Here is a 22,123-nt window from a genome sequence, read left to right on the forward strand (position 1 = left end):
CCGCCCGCGCTCTGGGCTGCACTGGCGGTTGTGGTCGAGATCGGCGGCTCGCTGTGCGTGGTGTTTCGCCGCTTCACGTGGCTCGGCGCCGGCAGCCTCGGCATGCTGACGCTCGTCGCGATGGTCGTGGCGAACGATTTCTGGAACCGTTCGGGCACCGAACATTTCATGGCGCTCAACAGTTTTTTCGAACACCTGGGCTTGATCTCGGCGCTCGTGCTCGCGACCGTGCATCGACGATGCGCGGCAACCGGCCGGCGACGGCCGCGGGTGACCGGGATTGCCCGAACCGGTGCACCATCTGATGTAACAACAAGGATATCCGTTATGAAAGCCCTTCGTTCCGCGTTGCTGGCGCTGACGATTGCCGGCGGCCTCGTCGCCGTGCCTGCCGCATTCGCGAAACCCCCGGTGCCGCCCGCGGTCACGCCGACGCTGGCCGTCGGTCCGCAGTACGACACCACGCACGTGTGCGTAGCGCCCGACGACTTCGACCGCTTCACCGACAGTTTCGTCGCGACGTTCGGTGGCAGCAAGTCGAAGCAGGGCGTGTTCCAGGTCACGCCGACACCGAGCCAGACGATGTCGCAGCTCGTGCTCACGCCGGTCGGCACGATTTCGGTGTTCGGCTTCAAGACGCCGATCCCGTATCCGTTCTGCGCGGAGCGTACCGGCTATCTGGTTACGGACATGGACCTCGCGGTCAAGACGGCGCGCGAGCACGGCGCCGACGTGATCGTCGACACGTTCCCCGATCCGATCGGCCGCGATGCGGTCATTGCGTGGACGGGCGGCGTGAAGATGCAGCTCTACTGGCATACCCAGGCGCCGAGCTACGGCGCGCTGCAGACCATTCCCGAGAATCGCGTCTACGTGTCGCCGCAAAGCGTACGCAAGTTCGTGCACGATTTCGTCAAGTTCTCGAAGGGCAAGGTGGTGTCCGACAACCTGAAGGCGCCGGGCATCGAGATCGGCCGGCCGAACGACACCTACCGCCGGATCCGCATCGAATCGGGCTTCGGCAAGATGACCGTGCTCGTGACGGACCGCCATCTGCCGTATCCGTTCGGGCGCGAGATGACGGGCTACGAAGTGCCCGATCTTGCCGCGACGCTGAAGCAGGCCGAAGCCGCGGGCGTGACCGTGCTCGTGCCGCCGTTCGCAGCGGACGGGCGCGACGCGGCGCTCGTGCAGTTCCCGGGCGGCTACGTCGCCGAGATCCACGCGAGCGCGGCGCGATGAATTACGAGGACACGATCTTGGCCGCGGTGGCCGGTTTCGTCGACACACTGAGCTTCGTCGCGCTGTTCGGGTTGTTCACCGCACACGTGACGGGCAACTTCGTGCTGATCGGCGCGGGCATCGCGGGCTTCGGCCAGGGTGTCGTGCTGAAGCTCAGCGTGTTTCCCGCGTTCGTGTGCGGCGTGATCGCGGCGAGCCTGATCGCGCGGTCGATGTCCGGGCGGCCCGCGTGGCAGGGCACGCGCGTGCTGCACACGGTGCAGGCCGTGCTGCTGCTCGGCTTCTGCGCGGCCGGCGTGTGGGCGACGCCCGTCACGCAGCCCGACAGCCTGCCGGCGCTGGTGGCCGGCATCGTCGGCACGTTCGCGATGGGCGTGCAGAACGCGCATCCGCGCGTGATTCCGCGTGCGGGTGGCGTGCCGAACACGGTGATGACGGGCAACGTGACGCAGGCGATCCTCGATGTCGTCGACATGCTGTCGGCCGGCACGGCCGACAGCGTGCGTGCGGCGGCGCGGGCACGCTTCGGCAAGATGCTGCCCGCGATCGTCGCGTTCGCGCTCGGCGCGGCGTGCGGTGCGCTCGGGTTCCGCTACGTCGGATTCCTGGCGCTGCTCGTGCCGGTCGGCGCGCTCGCGACGCTTGCACTGTGTGCGGCGCAAGCGGCCGGACCCGCGATGCAGGAGCGCGCATGATCGGGCGGAGGCAGGGGAGACAAGTGAGACGCCACGGCCGCCGCTTCGAGCGGGCCGCGCGCCTGTCGATCGTCGCGGGGCTGTTTTTCGCGGGCGCCGACGCGGCGTTCGCGGAAACGGCGGCATCGACTTCGACACCCGGCGACGCTACCGCAGCGACATGCTCGGCCAAGCGGCCGGCGGTGCTGTTCAACCGCTGGCAGGAAGACTGGTCGGTGCTCGCGAATCCGTGCGTGCCGCGTGCGCCGCTCGACGGGCTGAAATACATGCCGCTCGGCAACGATCCGTCATCCTATCTGTCGCTCGGCGTGAACCTGCGCGAGCGGCTGGAGGCCAACGACGCGCCGCGGTTCGGGATCGGCTCCACGCAATCGGATACGTACCTGATCCAGCGCGTCGAAGTGCATGCCGATGCGCATCTCGGCCGGCACTGGCAGTTCTTCGTGCAGTTGCAGGACGCGCGCGCGTTCGGCAAGAACACGGTGTCGCCGGTGGACAAGAACCCGATCGATCTCGAGCAGGCGTTCGCGACCTATACGGGCGCGCTCGGCGGCGGCACGTTCAAGTTCCGCGTCGGCCGGCAGGAGATGGCATTCGACCTGCAGCGCTTCATCGCCGCGCGCGACGGCCCGAACGTGCGGCAGGCGTTCGATGCGGTCTGGGCCGATTACGAATACGGGAAGTGGCGCTTCATCGCCTATGCGACGCAACCGGTGCAGAACCGCAACGCGTCCGATTTCGATGACGTGTCGAATCGCGATCTCACGTTCAGCGGCGTGCGCGTCGAGCGGCAGTCGGTCGGGCCGGGCGATCTGTCCGGCTACTGGTCGCGCTACAACCGCGGCAACGCGCGCTTTCTCGATGCGAGCGGCCCCGAGCACCGCGACGTGTGGGACCTGCGCTACTCGGGCACGCAGGGCCGTTTCGACTGGGATCTCGAGACGATGCTGCAGACCGGGACGGTCGGCAACAACACGATCGGTGCATGGGCCGTCGGCTCGATCGCCGGCTACCGGCTCGATGCGCGTTGGTCGCCGCGTATCGCGCTGCAGGTCGATGCGGCATCGGGCGACCGGCATCCGCACGACGGCCGCGTCGGCACCTTCAACCCGCTGTTTCCGAACGGTTATTACTTCACGCTGGCCGGCTTCACGGGCTACTCGAACCTGATCCACGTGAAGCCGTCCGTGACGCTGAAGCCGTCGCCGAACCTGTCGCTGCTCGGCGCGCTCGGCTTCCAGTGGCGCGAGACGACCGGCGATGCCGTCTATCAGCAGGCGAACGTCGTGGTGCCGGGCACCGCGGGCAAGGGCGGCCTGTGGACGGGGATGTACGTGCAGCTGCGCGCGGACTGGACGATCGCCGCGAACCTGATCGGCGCGGTCGAGGCCGTGCACTTCCAGGTCGGCGACGCGATCCGGCAGGCGGGCGGGCACAACGCGGACTATGTCGGCGTCGAGCTGAAGTACGGCTGGTGAGGACGCGGCACGGCAACGTGCGAGCATGAAAAAGGGCGGCCCGCGGGCCACCCTCCGTTCGTCCGGGCCGGCAGCGCGGCCGGCCCGGTCGCGGTGATGCCGTTACAGGTTCGGCGACAGCACGAGCGCGTTCGTCAGGTCGCCCATCGGCTGCGCGCCATTCGTCTTCAGCGCGTCGTCGCGCTGCTGCAGGCCCGCGAGGCGCGGCAGCGAGAAGCGGCGCGTGATGAAGCGCAGGATCGAACCCGTGTCGTACTGCGTGTGGTCCACGAAGCCCTTCTTCGCGTACGGCGACACGATCAGCGCCGGAATGCGGGTGCCGGGGCCCCAGCGGTCGGCGGTCGGCGGCGCGGCATGATCCCAGAAGCCGCCGTTTTCGTCATACGTGACGACCACGATCATGTTCTTCCACTGCGGGCTCGCCTGCAGGTGCGCGATCACGTCGGCGATGTGCTGGTCGCCGGAGGTGACGTCCGTGTAGCCCGGGTGCTCGTTCAGGTTGCCCTGCGGCTTGTAGAACGCGACTTGCGGCAGCGTGCCCGCATCGATCGCCTTGATGAACTCGGCGCCGTTCGCGCCGCCGTCGAGCAGATGCTGCGCGCGGCTCGCGGTGCCCGGCGCCTGGTTCGCGTAGTAGTTGAACGGCTGGTGGTGCGGCTGGAAGTTCGGCGTCGACAGGTCGGCGCCGTAGATCACGTTCGACGTGCCGTTCTGGCTCGCCTGCAGCGCCTGGCCCCACGCGCCGCCATACCATGCCCACGATACGCCCGCGTTGGTCATCAGGTCGCCGATGTTGGTCGCCGTTTGCGGCGGCATCGTCGACGGACTGGCCGGGTCGGCGAGCAGCGGGTCGCCGCCCGTGGCCGCCTTGTTGCCGCTCGGCTGATACGCCGGCTGCATCGTGTTGACGCCGTAGAAGTCCGGCGTCAACGCACCGTCGTTGACGAATTTCGGCGCGCCACTCAGCGCCGAGGCCGGCGAGTTCGTGGCGACCTTCAGCGACTTGCCGTCGGCGTTCAGGACTGCGATCTTGCCCGCCGCCTGGCTCTTGTCGGCGTTCGCATAGAACGGCGCGCACGCGCAGATCAGGTACTGGTGGTTCAGGAACGAGCCGCCGAACGCGCCCATGAAGAAGTTGTCGGCGAGCACGTACTGCTGCGCGATCTTCCACAGCGGCAGCTTCGACGGGTCGGCGGTGTAGTGGCCCATCGTCAGGCCGCCCGCATCGGTCCATGCGGCGTACATGTCGTTCTTGCCGCCGTTGATCTGCATCTGGTCCTGGTAGAAGCGGTGCACGATGTCGCGCGTCGCGATGCTCATCGACTGGTTGAAGCCATTCGGATCGTCGATCGCGAACGGCGCGTTCGGCAGGTTCGCCGTCATCGCCTCGGTGACCGCCGGCGTGATGCCGGTCGCGGTCAGGCCGCCCCAGATCTTCGGCAGCGTCGCCATCGTCGAGCCGTCGCGATCCTTCTGCACCGAGTTCGCGGCGGTCGCGTTCTGCAGGCCGTTCGCGCCCGGGAAGTTGCCGTACAGGTTGTCGAAGCTGCGGTTTTCCGCGTAGATCACGACGACGTTCTTGACGGCCGACAGGCCTTGCTGCGTAACATCGTCGCCGCCGCATGCGGTCAGGCTGAGCGCGGCCGCGAGGGCGATCGGTGTATGGCGAATCCAGGCGTGCTTCTTCATGCGATGTTCTCTCTTTCGTCGTTTGTCGCGTGTGGGAACCGCGGTGGCGTCGGGCCGGCGCAGGCACTTCGGGCACCGACCGGATGCGCGCATTATCTGGAGCCGATTTGACAGGCGGGTGTAGGGGCGCTTTCAATTCACTGTCGGTGGAACGTCATGCAACGGTCATGGAACTGACATAAGCTCCGGCCGATTGCCCACCGCTACAAGAAGAACGACGATGCACAGCCTCCTGAAATCCTTCGCGTCCGCGCGATCGTTGGTCCCTGCCGCGGCGACGCTGGCGCTGGTCGGGGGACTCGCGGCACTCACCGGCTGCGATGCGCGGCCCGGCGCGAATGCGCCGGCCGCCTCCGTCGTGCCGGCGGCACAGGCAGCCCCGGCAGCCCCGGCCGCTCCGGCGGTCGCGCCGGCCAGCCAGCCGCAGACGCGCGCGCAGGTGTTCGAGGGCGTGAAGCAGATGACGGCGCTGGGCAAGCAGTTGTTCTTCGACCCGTCGCTGTCGGGGTCCGGCAAGCTCGCATGCGCGTCGTGCCATAGCGCCGAGCATGCGTTCGGGCCGCCGAACGCGCTGTCGGTGCAGCTCGGCGGCGACGACATGCATCGCACGGGTTTTCGCGCGGTGCCGTCGCTGAAGTACCTGCGCGGCATCCCCCCGTTCAGCGAGCACTTTCACGATTCGCCGGACGAAGGTGACGAAAGCATCGACGCCGGTCCGACCGGCGGGCTGACCTGGGACGGCCGCGTCGACACGCGCGACGCGCAGGCGCGCATTCCGCTCACGTCGCCATTCGAGATGAGCAGCTCGCCGGCGCGGGTGGCGAAGGCGGTTCGCGCCGCACCCTATGCCGACGCGTTCCGCAAGGCGTTCGGCGACCAGGTCCTCGGCGACGACCAGGCAACGTTCGGCGCGGTGCTGCGCGCGCTCGACGCATTCCAGCAGCAGCCGGCGCTGTTCGATCCGTACACGAGCAAGTACGACGCGTATCTGGCCGGCCACGCACGGCTCACGCCTGCGGAGCTGCGCGGGCTGCAACTGTTCAACGACGAGAAGAAGGGCAACTGCGCGAGCTGCCACGTGAGCCAGCGCACGCTCGAAGGCGGCCCGCCGCAATTCAGCGATTTCGGCCTGATCGCGATCGCGGTGCCGCGCAACCGCGCGCTGGCGGTCAATCGCGATCCGCACTTTTACGATCTCGGCGCGTGCGGCCCGCAGCGCACCGACCTGAAGGGCCGGGACGAATTCTGCGGATTGTTCCGCACGCCGTCGCTGCGCAACGTCGCGCTGCGCAAGACGTTCTTCCACAACGGCGTGTACCACTCGCTCGAGGACGTGATGCGCTTCTACGTCGAGCGCGACATCCATCCGGAGAAGTTCTATCCGGTCGTGCACGGCAAGGTGCAGGCGTACGACGATCTGCCGAAGCGCTACTGGCCGAACATCAACCGCGAGCCGCCGTTCGACCGCAAGCCGGGCGACCAGCCGGCCTTGAACGCGGCCGAGATCAAGGACGTGATCGCGTTCCTGAACACGCTGACTGACGGATATCAGCCAGCGGCCACGCAGGCGGCCCGCCAGTAGGGCCCGGTTGCAGCACGCATGCTATGCTCGCTCGCTGACGGGCGTGGCGCACGCCGGTTTCCGGTTCGCGCCGCGCCGTTCGATCGAACATCCAAGGAGAACAACATGTCGATGCGTGCATCCCTTTCCCTCGTCACGCGCGTGCTGGCCGGCGCTGCGTGTGCCGCCGCGATGCTGCCCGCCCATGCGCAGAACAACCTGAACTTCCTGAGCGACACGCCGCTCAGCTACTTCAGCAAGACCGACCGCGCATCGCTGTCGAAGGCCGTGGCGCAAGTGCGCGACGAAGGCAAGGACGGCGAGGTCACGACGTGGCAGAGCAGCGGCCGCGGCACGCAGATCGATGCGAAGCTCACGCCGAGCACGTCGGAGACCGACGGCAAGACCTGCCGCGAAATCGCCGCCGAGATTTCCGCGAAGGGCCAGACGATGACGCTCAAGCCCGTCTACTGCAAGACGTCCGCGGGCACGTGGCAGCTGCAGAAGCGCTGAGCACGCGGACGATGAAGCGGGGCGCCGCGCCGCGCACGGTCTCGTGCGGCGTCGTGATCCTCGACGGAGCCGGGCAAGTGTTCCTCGCGCACGCGACGGACACCACGCACTGGGACATCCCGAAGGGGCAGGGCGAGCCCGGCGAGTCGCCGGCCGAGGCGGCGCTGCGCGAACTGCGCGAGGAAACGGGCATCGTGTTCGCGCTCGAGCGGCTGCTCGATCTCGGCCGCTTCGCGTACCGGCACGACAAGGAGCTGCACCTGTTCGCGGTGCGCGTCGCAGACGACGAAGTCGATCTCGCGCACTGTACGTGCACGTCGCTGTTCCCGAGCCGTCGCGACGGCTCGCTGATTCCCGAAATGGACGCGTATCGCTGGACCGCGCCCGCCGACATCGACGCGTATGCGAGCCGCAGCCTCGCGCGGGTGTTTCGCACGACGCTGCCGCTGGCGGACCTGCATCGGCGGCTGCCGCCACCACGATCGTGACGCGATCCGCCCAATAAAAAACCGGCCCGATGGCCGGTTTTTTACGTCGCGTGAAGCCGATCGTCAGGCCGGCTTGCCCCAGCTGTCGCGCAGCCCGACGATCCGGTTGAACACGGGCTTGCCCGGTTTCGAATCGACGCGGTCGGCGACGAAATAGCCGTGACGCTCGAACTGCAGGCGCGTTTCCGGCGCGACGTCGCCGGCGCCCGGTTCGACGTAGGCCTGCGTGATCTTCTTCGAATCCGGGTTCAGCGCCTCGAGGAAGTTCGCGCCGCCCGCGTCCGGGTGCGGCGCCTTGAACAGCCGGTCGTAGATCCGCACTTCGGCCGCCTGCGCATGCTTCGCGCTGACCCAGTGGATGTTGCCCTTGACCTTGTAGGTGTTCGCGCCTTCGGTGCCCGACTTGCTGTCCGGGAAGTAGTTGCAGTGCACGGCCGTCACGTTGCCGTCGGCATCCTTGTCGAAGCCCGTGCACTCGATCACGTAGCCGTAGCGCAGGCGCACCTTGTTGCCCGGGAACAGGCGGAAATAGCCCTTCGGCGGGTTTTCGACGAAGTCCTCGCGTTCGATCCACAGCTCGCGCGAGATCGGGAACGTGCGCACGCCGCGCTCCGGATGATGCGGATGCACGGGAGCCGTGCATGCTTCCTCGAGGTCTGCCGGATAGTTGTCGATCACGAGCTTCAGCGGATCGAGCACGGCGACCGAGCGCGGCGCCTTGTCGTCGAGGTCGTCGCGCAGCGCGCCTTCGAACACGCTCATGTCGATCCACGAATCGACCTTGGTTACGCCGATCCGCTCGCAGAACAGGTGGATGCTCTCCGGCGTGAAGCCGCGGCGGCGGATCCCGACGATCGTCGGCATGCGCGGGTCGTCCCAGTCTTCGACGTGACCTTCGGTGACGAGCTGCAGCAGCTTGCGCTTGCTGGTGATCGCGTACGTGAGGTTCAGGCGCGAGAACTCGATCTGTTGCGGCAGCGGACGCGTGAACCTGCCGGCTTCCGCAAGTTCGTTCAGCACCCAGTCGTACAGTGGGCGGTGATCCTCGAACTCGAGCGTGCACAGCGAGTGCGTGATGCCCTCGAGCGCATCCGAGATGCAGTGCGTGTAGTCGTACATCGGATACACGCACCATGCGTCGCCGGTGCGGTAGTGGTGCGCGTAGCGGATCCGGTAGATCACCGGGTCGCGCATGTTCATGTTCGGCGAGGCCATGTCGATCTTCGCGCGCAGCACGTGCTCGCCTTCCTTGAACTCGCCGGCCTTCATCCGGCGGAACAGGTCGAGGTTTTCCTCGGGCGAACGGTCGCGATACGGCGACGGCTTGCCGCCTTCGGTCAGCGAGCCGCGGCTCGCGCGCATTTCCTCGGCGCTCTGGCTGTCGACGTACGCCTTGCCGCGCTGGATCAGCAGCTCGGCGAATTCGTACAGCTTGTCGTAGTAGTCGCTCGCGAAATACTGGTGGTCGACGGCATCCTTGCGCCAGTCGAAACCGAGCCAGCGCACCGCGTCGACGATCGAGTCGACGTACTCGACGCTTTCCTTTTCCGGGTTCGTGTCGTCGAAGCGCAGGTGGCACACGCCGCCGAAGTCGCGCGCGACGCTGAAGTTCAGGCAGATGCTCTTCGCGTGGCCGATGTGCAGATAGCCGTTCGGCTCGGGCGGGAAGCGCGTCTCGACACGGCCGCCCCATTTGCCGGTGCGGTTGTCGTCGTCGATGATGTTGCGGATGAAATTGGAAGCCGCGGGGGCGTCGTTACGTTCGGTGCTCATGCGGTTGGCGTCAGGTTGTGTCGGCGCGTCGCGCCGGTTTAATCCTGTAATTCTACCTGACCGGGGTCCGTCCCGCGCGGGTTGCGGGGCCGCACGCGCCGGTTCGCGATGCGGATCGCAATATCTCGACAGTGTGACCGCTGTAACACGACGTAAATCGGATTGCCCGGCGCGTTCGGCTTTTCCTATGATGGCTTTACCGATTCAATGCCGCCATTCGTATTTTTTGCCTGGCGGGAGGACACCAACAATCATGATGAAGACGACCACTTTTCTCGTTCGTACCGCGGTCATCGTCGCGGTCCTGTCGCAACTCGGCGCATGCGCGATGACGACGACGCAACGTAACGCCGGCATCGGCGCGGCCGCAGGCGGCGCGCTCGGCTACCTGATCACCGGCGGCCCGGTCGGCACGGTTGCCGGCGCGGCGGCAGGCGGCCTGGTCGGCGCCGGCGTGCGCTGATCGAAGCCGGCGCGCGTGAGCGCCGGCCGGTCGTGACGCGTCCGCAACGCGCCACGGCCGGCCCCGGCCGGCCCCCATACGCAGCACATCCATTCCGCGATTCGACAGGCAGCCTCAGGGAGGAGCGGGTGTGCGACACTTCGTCGACCTCACATAACGACTTCATTCGTCGACGAACCTTCCATGAGCGATTCTTCCGTTTTCGTGCTGCCAGGCTACGGCAACTCCGGCCCGTTGCACTGGCAAAGCCGCTGGGAGCGCGCCGACGCGCGTTTCGCGCGCGTCGCGATGCCCGACTGGGATCGGGCGTTCCGCAACGGCTGGTGTCTCGCGCTCGATCGCGCGGTCGAAGCCGCACCGGGCCCCGTGACGATCGCCGCGCATAGCCTCGGCACGTTGACCGCCGCGTGGTGGGCGACCCGCTACGCGCGGCCGGCCGCGCTCGCGAAGGTGCGCGGCGCGCTGCTCGTCGCGCTGCCCGATCCGGCCGGGCCCGCATTTCCGGCCGACGCGCACGGCTTCGGGCCGGTGCCGCACGAACGGCTGCCGTTTCCGACCTGCGTGGTCGCGAGCAGCGACGATCCGTACGGGTCGCTCGCGTTCGCGCGCGGCTGCGCACGCGCGTGGGGCAGCACGTTCCATGACCTCGGTCCGCGCGGCCACATCAACGCGGACAGCGGGCTCGGCGACTGGCCCGACGCACGCGGCTGGCTCGACGCGCTCGCGCGTTAGCCGCCAGCCATCGGTCCATTGACCGGCTCGTCGTCAGCCGTCATCCGCACCGGCCGCCGCGCGTGCCCGAAGGCACCGCGGCGTGCCCGTCCGGGCCCGCTCAGATCGCCTGCTTCGCCTTCAGCGCCGCGATGCGCGCGTCGTCGTAGCCGAGCATGTCGCGCAGCACGTCTTCGGTCTGCGCGCCGAGCAGCGGCGGGGCGGTGCGCGCGTCGGGCGGCGTCGCGCTCATCCGGATCGGATTGCGCACGAGCTTCACGTCCGCGCCGCACGGGTGCGGCAGCGACACCTGCATCCCGCGCGCGACCACCTGTTCGTCGTCGAACACCTCGTCGAGCGCGTTGATCGGCCCGCACGGCACGCCGGCCGCTTCCAGCGCGCCGATCCAGTCGGCCTTGCCGCGCGTCCTCACCATCTCCGCGAGGATCGGCACCAGCGTGTCGCGATGGCGCACGCGCGACGGGTTGGTCGCGAACCGTTCGTCGTCGGCCAGCTCGGGCCGGCCGCCGGTCTCGACGAACTTGCGGAACTGCCCGTCGTTGCCGACCGCGACGATGATCCAGCCGTCGCTCGTCTGGAACGTCTGGTACGGCACGATGTTCGGGTGCGCGTTGCCCCAGCGCACCGGCGGCTTGCCGCTCGCGAGGAAGTTGGTGTTCATGTTCGCGAGCAGCGCGACCTGCACGTCGAGCAGCGCCATGTCGATGTACTGGCCAACGCCGGTGCGGTCGCGGTGCGCGAGCGCGGCGAGCACGGCGATCGTCGCATAGAGGCCCGTCGCGAGATCGGCGATCGCGACGCCGGCCTTCTGCGGGCCGCCGCCCGGCTCGCTGTCGCGCTCGCCGGTGATGCTCATGAAGCCGCCGATGCCCTGGATGATGAAGTCGTAGCCCGCGCGATGCGCGTACGGGCCCGTCTGGCCGAAACCCGTGACCGAGCAGTAGACGAGATCGGGCTTCACCGCGCGCAGCGATTCATAGTCGAGCCCGTATTTCTTCAGCTGCCCGACCTTGTAGTTCTCGAGCACGACGTCGCTCTGCGCGGCGAGCTCGCGCACGATCTGCTGGCCTTCCGGCGTCGCGATGTCGACCGTCACCGAGCGCTTGTTGCGGTTCGCCGCGAGGTAGTACGCGGCCTCGGCCGTATCGGCGCCGGCCGCGTCCTTCAGGTATGGCGGCCCCCAGTGGCGCGTGTCGTCGCCGGCGCCGGGGCGCTCGATCTTGATCACGTCCGCACCGAAGTCGGCAAGCGTCTGCGCGCACCACGGGCCCGCGAGCACGCGGGTGAGGTCCAGCACGCGGATATGGCTCAGGGCACCCATCGTCGAATCGTCTCCTTTCGTGGCCCGCCCGGCCGGGGCAAGGCGGATTGGCATGCCGAGCATCTTAAGGCGAATCGGCCGCGCGGGTGGCCCAGGATCGTCCGGCGCGGCGGGCCGCTGCGGTCCGGGCCGCCGGTCTGTAGCCGGTCTCTATCGTATAATCGACCGTTTACGATATTTGCCCGCCGTGCGTCCGCGAGGACGGCCGGCGTTTGAAGCCGTCTCAGCCAGACATTCCCCGCACGCCATGAAAGCTGCCGAAATCCGCGAGAAATTCCTCAAATTCTTCGAATCGAAGGGCCACACGATTGTCCGCTCGTCGAGCCTCGTGCCCGGTAACGACCCCACGCTGATGTTCACGAACTCGGGCATGGTCCAGTTCAAGGACGTGTTCCTCGGCACGGACCCGCGTCCGTACTCGCGCGCCACCACGGCGCAGCGCAGCGTGCGCGCGGGCGGCAAGCACAACGACCTCGAGAACGTCGGCTACACGGCGCGCCACCACACGTTCTTCGAGATGCTCGGCAACTTCTCGTTCGGCGACTACTTCAAGCACGACGCGATCCGCTTCGCGTGGGAGCTGCTGACCACGGTCTACCAGTTGCCGAAGGACAAGCTGTGGGTCACCGTCTACCAGGAAGACGACGAAGCGTACGACATCTGGGCGAAGGAAGTCGGCGTGCCGGCCGAGCGGATCATCCGGATCGGCGACAACAAGGGCGCGCGCTACGCGTCGGACAACTTCTGGACGATGGGCGACACCGGCCCGTGCGGCCCGTGCACCGAGATCTTCTACGACCACGGCCCGGACGTGTGGGGCGGCCCGCCGGGGTCGCCCGAAGAAGACGGCGACCGCTACATCGAGATCTGGAACCTCGTGTTCATGCAGTTCAACCGCGACGCGCAGGGCAACATGACGCGCCTGCCGAAGCAGTCGGTCGACACGGGCATGGGCCTCGAGCGCCTCGCCGCGGTGCTGCAGCACGTGCACAGCAACTACGAGATCGACCTGTTCCAGAACCTGATCAAGGCCGCCGCGCGCGTGACCGAGATCAGCGACCTCGCCAACAACTCGCTGAAGGTGATCGCCGATCACATCCGCGCGTGCTCGTTCCTGATCGTCGACGGCGTGATTCCGGGCAACGAAGGCCGCGGCTACGTGCTGCGCCGCATCGTGCGCCGCGCGATCCGCCACGGCTACAAGCTCGGCCGCAAGGGTTCGTTCTTCCACAAGCTGGTGGCCGACCTCGTCGCCGAGATGGGCGCCGCCTATCCGGAGCTGAAGGAAGCCGAGCAGCGCGTGACCGACGTGCTGCGCCAGGAAGAAGAGCGCTTCTTCGAGACGATCGAGCACGGCATGTCGATCCTCGAGGCCGCGCTGGCCGACGTCGACGCGAAGGGCGGCAAGGTGCTCGACGGCGAACTCGCGTTCAAGCTGCACGACACCTACGGCTTCCCGCTGGACCTCACGGCCGACGTGTGCCGCGAGCGCGGGATGACGGTCGACGAGCCGGCGTTCGACGACGCGATGGCGCGCCAGCGCGAGCAGGCGCGCGCGGCCGGCAAGTTCAAGGCCGCGCAGGGCCTCGAATACACGGGCGCGAAGACCGCGTTCCACGGTTACGAGGAAATCGCGTTCGACGACGCGAAGGTCGTCGCGCTGTACGTCGACGGCTCGTCGGTCAATGAAGTGAAGGGCGGCCAGGATGCGGTCGTCGTGCTCGACCACACGCCGTTCTACGCGGAATCGGGCGGCCAGGTCGGCGACCAGGGCGTGCTCGCGAACGCCTCGACGCGCTTCGCGGTGGCCGACACGCTGAAGGTGCAGGCCGACGTGATCGGCCATCACGGCAAGCTCGAACAGGGCATGCTGAAGATCGGCGACGTGCTGCGCGCGGAAATCGACGCGCACCGCCGCGCGCGCACGCAGCGCAACCACTCGGCGACCCACCTGATGCACAAGGCGCTGCGTGAGGTGCTCGGCGCGCACGTGCAGCAGAAGGGTTCGCTGGTCGACGCGGAAAAGACCCGTTTCGACTTCGCGCACAACGCGCCGATGACCGACGACGAAATCCGTCGCGTCGAGCAGATCGTCAACGACGAAATCCTCGCGAACGCGCCGGGCATCGTGCGCGTGATGCCGTATGACGAAGCGGTGAAGGGCGGTGCGATGGCGCTGTTCGGCGAGAAGTACGGCGACGAAGTGCGCGTGCTCGACCTCGGTTTCTCGCGCGAACTGTGCGGCGGCACGCACGTGAGCCGCAGCGGCGACATCGGCTTCTTCAAGATCGTCGTCGAAGGCGGCGTCGCGGCCGGCATCCGCCGTGTCGAGGCGATCACCGGCGACAACGCGGTGCGCTACGTGCAGGAACTCGACGCCCGCGTGAACGAAGCCGCGGCCGCGCTGAAGGCGCAGCCGTCGGAGCTCACGCAGCGTATCGCGCAGGTGCAGGACCAGGTGAAGTCGCTCGAGAAGGAACTGGGCGCGCTGAAGTCGAAGCTCGCATCGAGCCAGGGCGACGAGCTTGCGCAGCAGGCCATCGAAATCGGCGGCGTATACGTGCTGGCCGCGACGCTCGACGGCGCGGACGCGAAGACGCTGCGCGAGACGGTCGACAAGCTGAAGGACAAGCTGAAGAGCGCGGCGATCGTGCTGGCGGCCGTCGAAGGCGGCAAGGTCAGCCTGATCGCGGGCGTCACGCCGGATGCGAGCAAGAAGGTCAAGGCCGGCGAGCTCGTGAACTTCGTCGCGCAGCAGGTCGGCGGCAAGGGCGGCGGCCGTCCGGACATGGCGCAGGCAGGCGGCACGGAACCGGCGAACCTGCCGGGCGCGCTCGCGGGTGTCAAGGGCTGGGTCGAAGCGCGTCTTTGATCGTCACGGCTGATGCGATGCGGTCTTGCTGACTTCGTCGCATCTCATGAAAAAACGACCCGATCGGCAAGTGTGCCGGTCGGGTCGTTTTGTTTTTTGCCGGTGCGCCGAATGCACGCGCACCGGCTGCCTGCGCCGCCGGTTCAGGCCGGCATCGCCACCGGCGACCTGGCCGCATCGCCCGGCGGCCGCCCGGCGTCGCCCAACGCCTCGCGCAGCGCGGCGAGCGCCGCCGACGCGTAACCCTGCCGCCACGCGAGCACCGTGTCGATGCCTTCGAGTTCGGCGATCGTGTGGGCCGTGACGTTGCCGGTCTCGGGCTGCAGGTCGAGCACCGAGCGCGGCGCGACCGCGACGCCCGCGCCGGCCGCGACGCATGCGACGATCGCGTGATACGAACCGAGTTCGAGCACGCGCGCGGGTTTCATTCCGTGCGCCGCATACCATTGCTCGACGTACTTCCGGTACGTGCAGCCGCGCTCGAACGCGATCAGCGTCGGCAGGATCACGTCGCGCGGCGTGCGCACCGGCGGATGGCCGCGCGGCGTCAGCAGCACCAGGTCCTCGCGGTAGATCGGCACCGTCTCGAACGTGTCGGGCAGCGTGTCCGGCGCGGGCGGACGCGCGAACAGCGCCGCGTCGATCTCGAAGTCGCGCACCTTGTCGATCAGCCAGCCGGTCGTGCCCGTCACGAGCTCCAGCGACACGTCGGGCCACGCATGGTGATAGCGCGCGAGCACGGTCGGCAGCCGGCTCGCGGCCGTGCTTTCCATCGTGCCGAGCCGCAGGCGCCCGCGCGGCGTGTCCTCGCGCACTGCGTCGCGTGCCTCGTCGGCGAGCGCGAGCAGCCGCTCCGCGTACGGCAGCAGCGTCTGCCCGGCCGGCGTCAGCACGAGCCGGCGGCCATCGCGCACGAACAGCGCCGCGCCGAGTTCCTCCTCGAGCTGCTTGATGCGCGTCGTCACGTTCGACTGCACGCGATGGAGCTTCGCCGCCGCGCGCGTCACGCCGTTCTCGCGCACGACGGCCCGGAAAATCGCCAGCGCCGCCAGGTCCATGATTCTCTCCGGGAGATATGTGGATTCTCGATTATTCATTTTTCGAGAATGTTTGGTCAAGCTACGATACAGGCATTCCGATTTCCGTTCCGGCCGGCGCGCAGCGCGCGCGGCCCATGCCGCCATGTCTCGTTTCGATGCTCCGGGTGCCGCCGCCGCGCACCTGTCCGATGACGCCGACCGCCGCGCCCGCGCGGCCGCGCTCGCCTGCATGATCGGGCTCGCGGTCGCGCTCGGCGTCGGCCGCTTCGCGTTCACGCCGCTGCTGCCGCTGATGCTCGCCGACGGCTCGATCGGCCTGAAGGCCGGCAGCTGGCTTGCGTCGGCGAACTACGCAGGCTATTTCGTCGGCGCGGTCAGCTGCGCGGCGGTGCGCATCGCGCCCGCGCGGATGGTGCGATTCGGGCTTGTCGCCACCGTGTTGCTGACCGCCGCGATGGGCGTCGGCCACCTGCTGCCCGTGTGGCTCGTGGTGCGCTTCGTCGCGGGTGTCGTCAGTGCATGGACCTTCGTGTTCGTGTCGCAATGGGGGCTGCGGCGGCTCGCCGAGCTGCACGCGCCCGAGTGGAGCGGGGTGATCTACGCGGGGCCGGGCGTCGGCATCGTGCTGACGGGGCTGATCGGCAGCGCGCTGGCCGGCCATCGCGCGGCGCCGGGGTGGCTCGGCTTCGCGGTGTTGTCGGCGGTGTTGTCGGTCGCGATCTGGCGCACGTTCGGTACGGCGCCGGCGCCCGCAGTTGCGTCGCCGGCCGCGCCCGCCCGGCATGCGGCGACAGCCGCGGCGGCATCGCACGATGCGCGGCGCCATCGGGCCGATGCCGCGTGGCTCGTCGTGCTGTACGGGATGCCGGGCTTCGGCTACATCATCACCGCGACGTTCCTGCCGGTGATCGCGCGCGCCGCGCTGCCGGCCGGCTCGCCGTGGCCGGACCTGTTCTGGCCGATGTTCGGCGCGGCGCTGATCGTCGGCGCTGTCGCCGCCGCGCGGCTGCCCGGCCACTGGGACAACCGGCTGCTGCTCGCCGCCGGCTGCGCGACGCAGGCGCTCGGGATCGCGGCGGGCATCGTGTGGCCGGACGCGGCCGGCTTCTCGGTCGGCAGCGCGCTGCTCGGCCTGCCGTTCACCGCGATCACGCTGTTCGCGATGCGCGAGGCGCGGCGCCTGCACGGCGAACGCGCGGCCGGGCTGATGGGCTATGCGACGGCGTCGTACGGGGTCGGGCAGATTCTCGGCCCGCTCGTCGCGGCGCCGCTGACCGCGCGTTTCGGGTCGTTCTCGCCGGCCCTGTGGGTCGCGGCGGGCGCCTTGCTCGCCGGTGCCGCCGGTTTTGCGGCGACCGCCGCACGCGGGCGCGCACAACCCTGAGGGCATCGGGGCCGGATCGTCTGCGGCGCGGGCAAACTCGCTAGAATGAAGCCTTTCCCGCGCCGAGCGGGCGCGCGCAGCAGCCTGGGGGCCGCCGCCGGGCGTCTGCCAGATTCTCATCGATGACCACCGCCGACTACCGTTTCTGCCCGCGCTGCGCGCGCCCGCTGACCGATCGGGCCGATCCCGAACACGAGGGCGGCCGCGTGCGCCAGGCCTGCCCGGACGATGCGTGCGGCTACGTGCACTGGAACAACCCGCTGCCGGTGGTGGCCGCGATCGTCGAGCTGGACGGCAAGATCCTGCTCGCGCGCAACGCGGCCTGGCCGGAAGGGATGTTCGCGTTGATCACCGGCTTCCTCGAGAACGGCGAGACGCCCGAGGACGGCATCGCGCGCGAGGTGTTCGAGGAAACCGCGCTGAAGGCCGAGCAGGTGACGCTCGTCGGCGTCTACGAATTCATCCGCAAGAACGAGCTGATCATCGCGTACCACGTGCGCGCGTCGGGCACCGTCGCGCTGTCGCCGGAGCTGCTCGAATACCGGCTCGTCGAGCCGCCGCGGCTGCGCCCGTGGCGCGCCGGCACGGGCGTCGCGCTCGCCGACTGGATGCGCGCGCGCGGCCTCGATTTCGAGTTCGTCGACCGGCCGGGGCAGTGACGGGCCGGCCTGCCCGCAGGGTTTCAGCCGCTGCGCCGCGCGCGATCGCGGCGCGGCGCTCTGCCCGTTGCCGGCGCGCCGTATCATGCGGCCGTCGCGTGTGTTCCTCGTCGCTTCCTTCGTCCTGACCGCCATCGCCATGTCCGACAAGCCGCAGCCGCGTCCGCGCGACGCCTATCGCCACTTCCTGCCGATCACGACCCGCTGGATGGACAACGACGTCTACGGGCACGTGAACAACGTCGTCTATTACAGCTACTTCGACACCGTCGTGAACGCGTACCTGATCCGCGCGGGCGTGCTCGACGTCGAGCACGGGCAGACGATCGGGCTCGTGGTCGAGACGCAGTGCAACTACTTCGCGCCGCTCGTGTTTCCGCAGTCGGTCGACGCGGGGCTGCGCGTCGCGAAGCTCGGCACGTCGAGCGTGCGCTACGAGATCGGGCTGTTCGCGGCAGGGGCGTCCGCGCCCGCCGCGCAGGGGCATTTCGTGCACGTGTACGTCGATCGCGGCACGCGCCGCCCGGTCGCGCTGCCGGACGTGCTGCGCGCGGCGCTCGAACCGCTCGCCGGCTGACGGGCGCGCGGCGGTGCACGCGTTCGCGCTCCAGGCGTTCAACGGCCTCAGCTACGGGTTGCTGCTGTTCATGCTGTCGGCCGGCCTGACGCTGATCTTCAGCGTGCAGGGCGTGCTCAACTTCGCGCATGCGAGCTTCTACATGCTCGGCGCGTACGTCGGCTACAGCATCGCGGCGCGCGCGGGCTTCTGGCCCGCGCTCGTGCTCGCGCCGCTCGCGCTCGGGCTGCTCGGCGCCGGCTGCGAGCGCTGGCTGCTGCGCCGCGTGCAGGCGCGCGGCGGTCACACGAGCGAACTGCTGCTGACCTTCGGCCTCGCCTATCTGATCGGCGAGGGCGCGAAACTGCTGTGGGGCCTCGCGCCGCTGCCGGCCCCGGTGCCGCCGCTGTTCGACGGGGCGCCGGTGGCCGTGTTCGGCCTCGCGCTGCCGCGCTACCGGCTTTTCATGATGGCGATGTCCGCCGCGATGCTGGTCGCGCTCGGTGCGCTGCTGCGCGCGTCGCGCATCGGGCTCGTCGTGCGCGCCGCGCTCACGCACCGCGCGGCCGTCGAGGCGCTCGGCTACGACGTGCCGCGCGTGATGACGGGCCTGTTCGGCGCGGGCACCGCGCTCGCGGCGCTGGCCGGCGTGATCGGCGCGCCGCTCGCGGTGATCGAGCCGGCGCTGGCCGAGACCGTCGGGTCCGTGGTGTTCGCGGTCGTCGTGATCGGCGGGCTCGGTTCGCTCGGCGGCGCGTTCGTCGCGTCGCTCGCGGTCGGCTTCGCGCAGACCTTCGCGGCGTCCAGCGATACGTCGCTGCGCGATCTCGCGCACTGGGCCGGCGTCGCGCTGCCCGACAGCGTCGCTGCCGTGTCGATCGCGCAGCTCGCACCGCTGGTCCCGTACCTGCTGCTCGTCGCGGTGCTGGTCGCCCGCCCGCGCGGGCTGTTCGGCGAGCGTGCCGATGCGTAGCCGCGCGCCGGCCGGCGCGTTGCGCTGGGTGCTGTTCGCCGCGTGCGTCGCGCTGCCTGCGTGGCTGTGGCCGCAGGGCGCGGTGCTCGGCTATCTCGCGCAGACGGCCGCGCTCGTCGTGCTCGCGCTGTCGTACAACCTGCAGCTCGGCACGACGGGGCTGCTGTCGTTCGGCCATGCGGCCTTCGCGGGCCTCGGCGCGTTCGCCGCGGCGCACTGGTTCAATCATGTCGGCGGCCCGCTGCCGCTGTTGCCACTCGTCGGCGGCGTGGCCGGCGCGGGCCTCGGGTTCATGGCCGGGCTGCTCGCGACACGCCGCGCGGGCACCGTGTTCGCGATGATCACGCTCGGTCTCGGCGAATGCGTCGCGGCGGCCGCGTGGAGCGTGCCCGCGTGGTTCGGCGGTCTCGGCGGCGTGCCGATCGACCGCGCGCGCGGCACGCCATGGGGCGGCTGGCAGTTCGGCGCGCCGGCGCAGGCTTACGCGGTGATCGCCGCATGGTGCATCGTGTCGGCGCTGGCGATGCACGCGCTGACGCGCACGCCGCTCGCGCGGCTCGCGAACGCGGTGCGCGACAACCCCGCGCGCGTCGCCGCGCTCGGCACCGAGCCGCGCCGCGTGCGGCTCGCGATGGTCACCTGCGCGTCGTTCTTCGCGGGCATCGCGGGCACGCTGACGCTGATCGACGTCGAGATCGCGACGCCCGACAGCGTGTCGATGGCGCGTTCGGCGACCGTGCTGATCGCCGCGGTGATCGGCGGCACCGGCACGTTCTTCGGGCCGGCGGCCGGTGCGGTGGTGCTGACCGCGCTGAGCGTGGTCGTCGCGGGCGTGTCGCGTGCGTGGGCGCTGTATCTCGGCGTGCTGTTCGTCGCGGTCGTCGTCGCCGCGCCGCGCGGGATCGCCGGCATCGCGCAGACGCTCGCGCATGCGTTGCGCCGCGACGCGCCGGCTGCCGAGCGCTGGCGCATGCTGTGCGGCGTTGGCGCATGCGTGTTCTGGGGCGTCGCGATCGTCTGCGCGGCCGAGCTCGGCTATGCGTGGCGCTTCGCGCAGGACGACGGCGCCGGCCTCGCGTTCGGCGCGTGGGGCATCGACGCCGATGCGCCGGCCGGCTGGGCCGTCGCCTGCTCGGCGGCCGGCATCGGCACGCTGCTGTGGGGCTGGCGCGCGCGGCTGATGAACCACGGGCACGGCAAGCGGGAGGACGGGCGATGAACGGCAACGCGATCGCGCTCCACGGGATCGTGCAGCGCTTCGGCGCGCAAACCGTGCTCGACGGTATCGAGCTGAGCGTCCCGGCCGGCGAGCGTCACGCGCTGATCGGGCCGAACGGCGCGGGCAAGTCGACGCTGTTCGGCGTGATTGCCGGCGCGACGCGGCCGACGCGCGGGCGCGTCGTGCTGCACGGCGTCGAGCTGCGCGGGCGCGGGCCGGTCGTCGCGAGCCGGCTCGGCATCGGCCGCAGTTTCCAGCAGACGAGCGCGTTCGCGCGGCTCTCCGTGTTCGACAACCTTCGCTGCGCGGCGCTGCACGCGCCGGCCGAGCGGCGGCGCTGGTGGAACCGGCTGCGCGAATCGGCGTCGGTCGATCGCGCGGCTGCGCGCGTGCTGCACGACATCGGCCTCGATGCGCGGCGCGACACGCCGGCCGGCGAGCTCGGCTATGCGGAGCAGCGCGCGCTCGATCTCGGCATTGCGCTCGCGAGCGGCGCGCGCACGCTGCTGCTCGACGAACCGACGGCCGGCATGAGCCTTGACCAGGCGGCGCGGATGATCGCGCTGATCCGCGCAACGACGCAGGGCCGCACGGTGCTGATGATCGAGCACGACATGGATGCGGTGTTCGGCTTCGCCGAGCGCATCACGGTGCTCGTGCGCGGCGCCGTGGTCGCAACCGGGGCGCCCGACGCGATCCGCGCGGACCCGGCCGTGCGCGCGGCCTATCTCGGCGAGGGGGCATGAGCGCGCTGCTCGATATTCGCGGCCTGCGCGCGTGGTACGGGATGCAGCCCGTGCTCGACGGTGTCGATCTCGCGCTCGCGGCGGGCGAGACGCTCGCGCTGCTCGGCCGCAACGGCTCGGGCCGCTCGACGCTCGCGAAGGCCGTGATGGGGCTGGTGCGCACCGCGGGCTCGGTGCGCATCGCCGGTGCCGAATGCGCGGGTGCACGCACGTTCGAGATCGCGCGGCGCGGCGTGGCTTACGTCGCCGAAAGCCGCGACGTGTTTCCGCTGCTGAGCGTGCGCGACAACCTGCGGCTCGGGCTGCGCGGCGCGCGCGGCGCGGCCGAGCGCCCGGCGCTCGACCGGCTGCTCGCGCGCTTTCCGCTGCTGGCCGCGCGGGCCGACGTGAAGGCCGGCCGGCTGTCGGGCGGCGAGCAGCAGGTGCTCGCGCTGGTGCGCGCGCTGGCCGGCCGCCCGCGCGTGCTGATCGTCGACGAGCCGGCCGAAGGGCTCGCGCCGCTCGCGGTCGACGAAGTCGGCGCCTGCCTGGCCGCGCTGCAGGCCGACGGCGTCGCGATCCTGCTGATCGAGCAGCGGCTGCAGCTTGCGCCGCGGCTCGCGCGGCGCGTCGCGGTGATGGGGCGCGGTCGGATCGTCCATGACGGCGCGCTTGAAGGGCTCGGCGCCGACGTCGTCAGCGCATGGCTGAGTGCCGGCTGATCGCCTGCCCGCCGATTG

General features: G+C 69.7%; 20 protein-coding genes. 16 read left to right on the top strand and 4 right to left on the bottom strand.

Annotation, left to right across the window (positions count from 1 at the left end; all coding sequences use genetic code 11):
* Positions 1-327 precede the first annotated feature (327 nt).
* The 3 genes from DIE22_RS29975 to DIE22_RS29985 are packed head-to-tail and all read left to right on the top strand — an operon-like array spanning position 328 to position 3,415.
* Entirely contained in the window at positions 328-1,242 is a 915-nt protein-coding gene (locus DIE22_RS29975; protein WP_124606716.1) for a VOC family protein, read from the top strand.
* On the top strand, positions 1,239-1,937 hold the full coding sequence (locus DIE22_RS29980) for a YoaK family protein (RefSeq protein ID WP_124606689.1): 699 nt from the start codon (positions 1,239-1,241) through the stop codon (positions 1,935-1,937). The genes DIE22_RS29975 and DIE22_RS29980 overlap by 4 nt, the downstream gene beginning before the upstream one ends.
* A complete protein-coding gene (locus DIE22_RS29985) occupies positions 1,934-3,415 on the top strand; it encodes an alginate export family protein (RefSeq protein ID WP_124606690.1) in 1,482 nt (493 codons plus the stop codon). The genes DIE22_RS29980 and DIE22_RS29985 overlap by 4 nt, the downstream gene beginning before the upstream one ends.
* Before the next feature lie 102 nt (positions 3,416-3,517).
* On the opposite strand, the gene DIE22_RS29990 is transcribed toward DIE22_RS29985, so the two are convergent.
* Positions 3,518-5,104 (bottom strand): acid phosphatase, encoded by a 1,587-nt coding sequence (locus tag DIE22_RS29990; protein ID WP_185640713.1) that lies wholly within the window; start codon positions 5,102-5,104, stop codon positions 3,518-3,520.
* 220 nt (positions 5,105-5,324) lie between these two features.
* Between DIE22_RS29990 and DIE22_RS29995 the strand changes: the two genes are divergently transcribed.
* The 3 genes from DIE22_RS29995 (at position 5,325) to DIE22_RS30005 (ending at position 7,666) form a co-directional block, all read left to right on the top strand.
* Positions 5,325-6,686 carry a cytochrome-c peroxidase gene (locus DIE22_RS29995; protein WP_124606692.1) on the top strand — a complete coding sequence of 454 codons (1,362 nt, stop codon included), beginning with the start codon at positions 5,325-5,327 and terminating at the stop codon, positions 6,684-6,686.
* Positions 6,687-6,791: 105 nt separating this feature from the next.
* Positions 6,792-7,178, top strand: a complete 387-nt coding sequence (locus DIE22_RS30000) for a hypothetical protein (protein WP_124501066.1) — start codon at positions 6,792-6,794, stop codon at positions 7,176-7,178.
* Positions 7,179-7,189: 11 nt separating this feature from the next.
* Positions 7,190-7,666 carry an NUDIX hydrolase gene (locus DIE22_RS30005; protein WP_124606717.1) on the top strand — a complete coding sequence of 159 codons (477 nt, stop codon included), beginning with the start codon at positions 7,190-7,192 and terminating at the stop codon, positions 7,664-7,666.
* Positions 7,667-7,729: 63 nt separating this feature from the next.
* Here the strand turns inward: DIE22_RS30005 and DIE22_RS30010 are convergent, their stop codons facing one another.
* Positions 7,730-9,439, bottom strand: a complete 1,710-nt coding sequence (locus DIE22_RS30010; protein ID WP_124501064.1) for a glutamine--tRNA ligase/YqeY domain fusion protein — start codon at positions 9,437-9,439, stop codon at positions 7,730-7,732.
* Positions 9,440-9,692: 253 nt separating this feature from the next.
* On the opposite strand from DIE22_RS30010, the gene DIE22_RS30015 reads away from it, so the two are divergent.
* Positions 9,693-9,902, top strand: coding sequence for an ornithine acetyltransferase (locus DIE22_RS30015; RefSeq protein ID WP_124501063.1), 210 nt, complete (start codon positions 9,693-9,695; stop codon positions 9,900-9,902).
* A gap of 183 nt (positions 9,903-10,085) precedes the next feature.
* Positions 10,086-10,634 (top strand): alpha/beta hydrolase, encoded by a 549-nt coding sequence (locus tag DIE22_RS30020; RefSeq protein WP_124606693.1) that lies wholly within the window; start codon positions 10,086-10,088, stop codon positions 10,632-10,634.
* Positions 10,635-10,734: 100 nt separating this feature from the next.
* Here DIE22_RS30020 and DIE22_RS30025 read toward each other — a convergent pair whose 3' ends face one another.
* The gene (locus DIE22_RS30025; protein ID WP_124606694.1) at positions 10,735-11,955 is read right to left on the bottom strand and encodes a CaiB/BaiF CoA-transferase family protein; all 1,221 of its coding nucleotides are present in this window, start codon (positions 11,953-11,955) and stop codon (positions 10,735-10,737) included.
* A gap of 247 nt (positions 11,956-12,202) precedes the next feature.
* Between DIE22_RS30025 and alaS the strand changes: the two genes are divergently transcribed.
* Positions 12,203-14,827: an alanine--tRNA ligase gene (alaS, locus tag DIE22_RS30035; RefSeq protein ID WP_124606695.1), complete on the top strand. Its 2,625-nt coding sequence runs from the start codon at positions 12,203-12,205 to the stop codon at positions 14,825-14,827.
* Positions 14,828-14,970: 143 nt separating this feature from the next.
* Here the strand turns inward: alaS and DIE22_RS30040 are convergent, their stop codons facing one another.
* Positions 14,971-15,885 (bottom strand): LysR family transcriptional regulator, encoded by a 915-nt coding sequence (locus DIE22_RS30040; RefSeq protein ID WP_124501059.1) that lies wholly within the window; start codon positions 15,883-15,885, stop codon positions 14,971-14,973.
* 124 nt (positions 15,886-16,009) lie between these two features.
* On the opposite strand from DIE22_RS30040, the gene DIE22_RS30045 reads away from it, so the two are divergent.
* The 7 genes from DIE22_RS30045 to DIE22_RS30075 all read left to right on the top strand — a co-directional run bounded on the left by DIE22_RS30045 (position 16,010) and on the right by DIE22_RS30075 (position 22,105).
* Positions 16,010-17,251 carry a YbfB/YjiJ family MFS transporter gene (locus DIE22_RS30045; protein ID WP_124606696.1) on the top strand — a complete coding sequence of 414 codons (1,242 nt, stop codon included), beginning with the start codon at positions 16,010-16,012 and terminating at the stop codon, positions 17,249-17,251.
* A 122-nt stretch (positions 17,252-17,373) separates the two neighbouring features.
* On the top strand, positions 17,374-17,910 hold the full coding sequence (locus DIE22_RS30050) for an NUDIX domain-containing protein (protein WP_124501057.1): 537 nt from the start codon (positions 17,374-17,376) through the stop codon (positions 17,908-17,910).
* Between the two features lie 139 nt (positions 17,911-18,049).
* Complete coding sequence (locus tag DIE22_RS30055) at positions 18,050-18,487, top strand: thioesterase family protein (protein ID WP_124501076.1); 438 nt, start codon at positions 18,050-18,052, stop codon at positions 18,485-18,487.
* Positions 18,488-18,500: 13 nt separating this feature from the next.
* Positions 18,501-19,439 carry a branched-chain amino acid ABC transporter permease gene (locus DIE22_RS30060; protein ID WP_124606697.1) on the top strand — a complete coding sequence of 313 codons (939 nt, stop codon included), beginning with the start codon at positions 18,501-18,503 and terminating at the stop codon, positions 19,437-19,439.
* The gene (locus tag DIE22_RS30065) at positions 19,432-20,658 is read left to right on the top strand and encodes a branched-chain amino acid ABC transporter permease (RefSeq protein ID WP_124606698.1); all 1,227 of its coding nucleotides are present in this window, start codon (positions 19,432-19,434) and stop codon (positions 20,656-20,658) included. Before DIE22_RS30060 ends, DIE22_RS30065 begins: the two co-directional genes overlap by 8 nt.
* Positions 20,655-21,404 (top strand): ABC transporter ATP-binding protein, encoded by a 750-nt coding sequence (locus tag DIE22_RS30070; RefSeq protein WP_124606699.1) that lies wholly within the window; start codon positions 20,655-20,657, stop codon positions 21,402-21,404. Before DIE22_RS30065 ends, DIE22_RS30070 begins: the two co-directional genes overlap by 4 nt.
* Positions 21,401-22,105, top strand: coding sequence for an ABC transporter ATP-binding protein (locus DIE22_RS30075; protein WP_124606700.1), 705 nt, complete (start codon positions 21,401-21,403; stop codon positions 22,103-22,105). The genes DIE22_RS30070 and DIE22_RS30075 overlap by 4 nt, the downstream gene beginning before the upstream one ends.
* Positions 22,106-22,123: the final 18 nt, after the last annotated feature.

Origin of the sequence: Burkholderia sp. Bp9142, assembly GCF_003853415.1 — a bacterium.
Taxonomy (GTDB): Bacteria; Pseudomonadota; Gammaproteobacteria; order Burkholderiales; family Burkholderiaceae; genus Burkholderia.

Coding starts and splice junctions, on each gene's coding strand:
- DIE22_RS29975 (WP_124606716.1), top strand. CDS start 328: ATGAAAGCCCTTCGTTCCGCGTTGCTGGCGCTGACGATTGCCGGCGGC.
- DIE22_RS29980 (WP_124606689.1), top strand. CDS start 1,239: ATGAATTACGAGGACACGATCTTGGCCGCGGTGGCCGGTTTCGTCGAC.
- DIE22_RS29985 (WP_124606690.1), top strand. CDS start 1,934: ATGATCGGGCGGAGGCAGGGGAGACAAGTGAGACGCCACGGCCGCCGC.
- DIE22_RS29990 (WP_185640713.1), bottom strand. CDS start 5,104: ATGAAGAAGCACGCCTGGATTCGCCATACACCGATCGCCCTCGCGGCC.
- DIE22_RS29995 (WP_124606692.1), top strand. CDS start 5,325: ATGCACAGCCTCCTGAAATCCTTCGCGTCCGCGCGATCGTTGGTCCCT.
- DIE22_RS30000 (WP_124501066.1), top strand. CDS start 6,792: ATGTCGATGCGTGCATCCCTTTCCCTCGTCACGCGCGTGCTGGCCGGC.
- DIE22_RS30005 (WP_124606717.1), top strand. CDS start 7,190: ATGAAGCGGGGCGCCGCGCCGCGCACGGTCTCGTGCGGCGTCGTGATC.
- DIE22_RS30010 (WP_124501064.1), bottom strand. CDS start 9,439: ATGAGCACCGAACGTAACGACGCCCCCGCGGCTTCCAATTTCATCCGC.
- DIE22_RS30015 (WP_124501063.1), top strand. CDS start 9,693: ATGATGAAGACGACCACTTTTCTCGTTCGTACCGCGGTCATCGTCGCG.
- DIE22_RS30020 (WP_124606693.1), top strand. CDS start 10,086: ATGAGCGATTCTTCCGTTTTCGTGCTGCCAGGCTACGGCAACTCCGGC.
- DIE22_RS30025 (WP_124606694.1), bottom strand. CDS start 11,955: ATGGGTGCCCTGAGCCATATCCGCGTGCTGGACCTCACCCGCGTGCTC.
- alaS (WP_124606695.1), top strand. CDS start 12,203: ATGAAAGCTGCCGAAATCCGCGAGAAATTCCTCAAATTCTTCGAATCG.
- DIE22_RS30040 (WP_124501059.1), bottom strand. CDS start 15,885: ATGGACCTGGCGGCGCTGGCGATTTTCCGGGCCGTCGTGCGCGAGAAC.
- DIE22_RS30045 (WP_124606696.1), top strand. CDS start 16,010: ATGTCTCGTTTCGATGCTCCGGGTGCCGCCGCCGCGCACCTGTCCGAT.
- DIE22_RS30050 (WP_124501057.1), top strand. CDS start 17,374: ATGACCACCGCCGACTACCGTTTCTGCCCGCGCTGCGCGCGCCCGCTG.
- DIE22_RS30055 (WP_124501076.1), top strand. CDS start 18,050: ATGTCCGACAAGCCGCAGCCGCGTCCGCGCGACGCCTATCGCCACTTC.
- DIE22_RS30065 (WP_124606698.1), top strand. CDS start 19,432: ATGCGTAGCCGCGCGCCGGCCGGCGCGTTGCGCTGGGTGCTGTTCGCC.
- DIE22_RS30070 (WP_124606699.1), top strand. CDS start 20,655: ATGAACGGCAACGCGATCGCGCTCCACGGGATCGTGCAGCGCTTCGGC.
- DIE22_RS30075 (WP_124606700.1), top strand. CDS start 21,401: ATGAGCGCGCTGCTCGATATTCGCGGCCTGCGCGCGTGGTACGGGATG.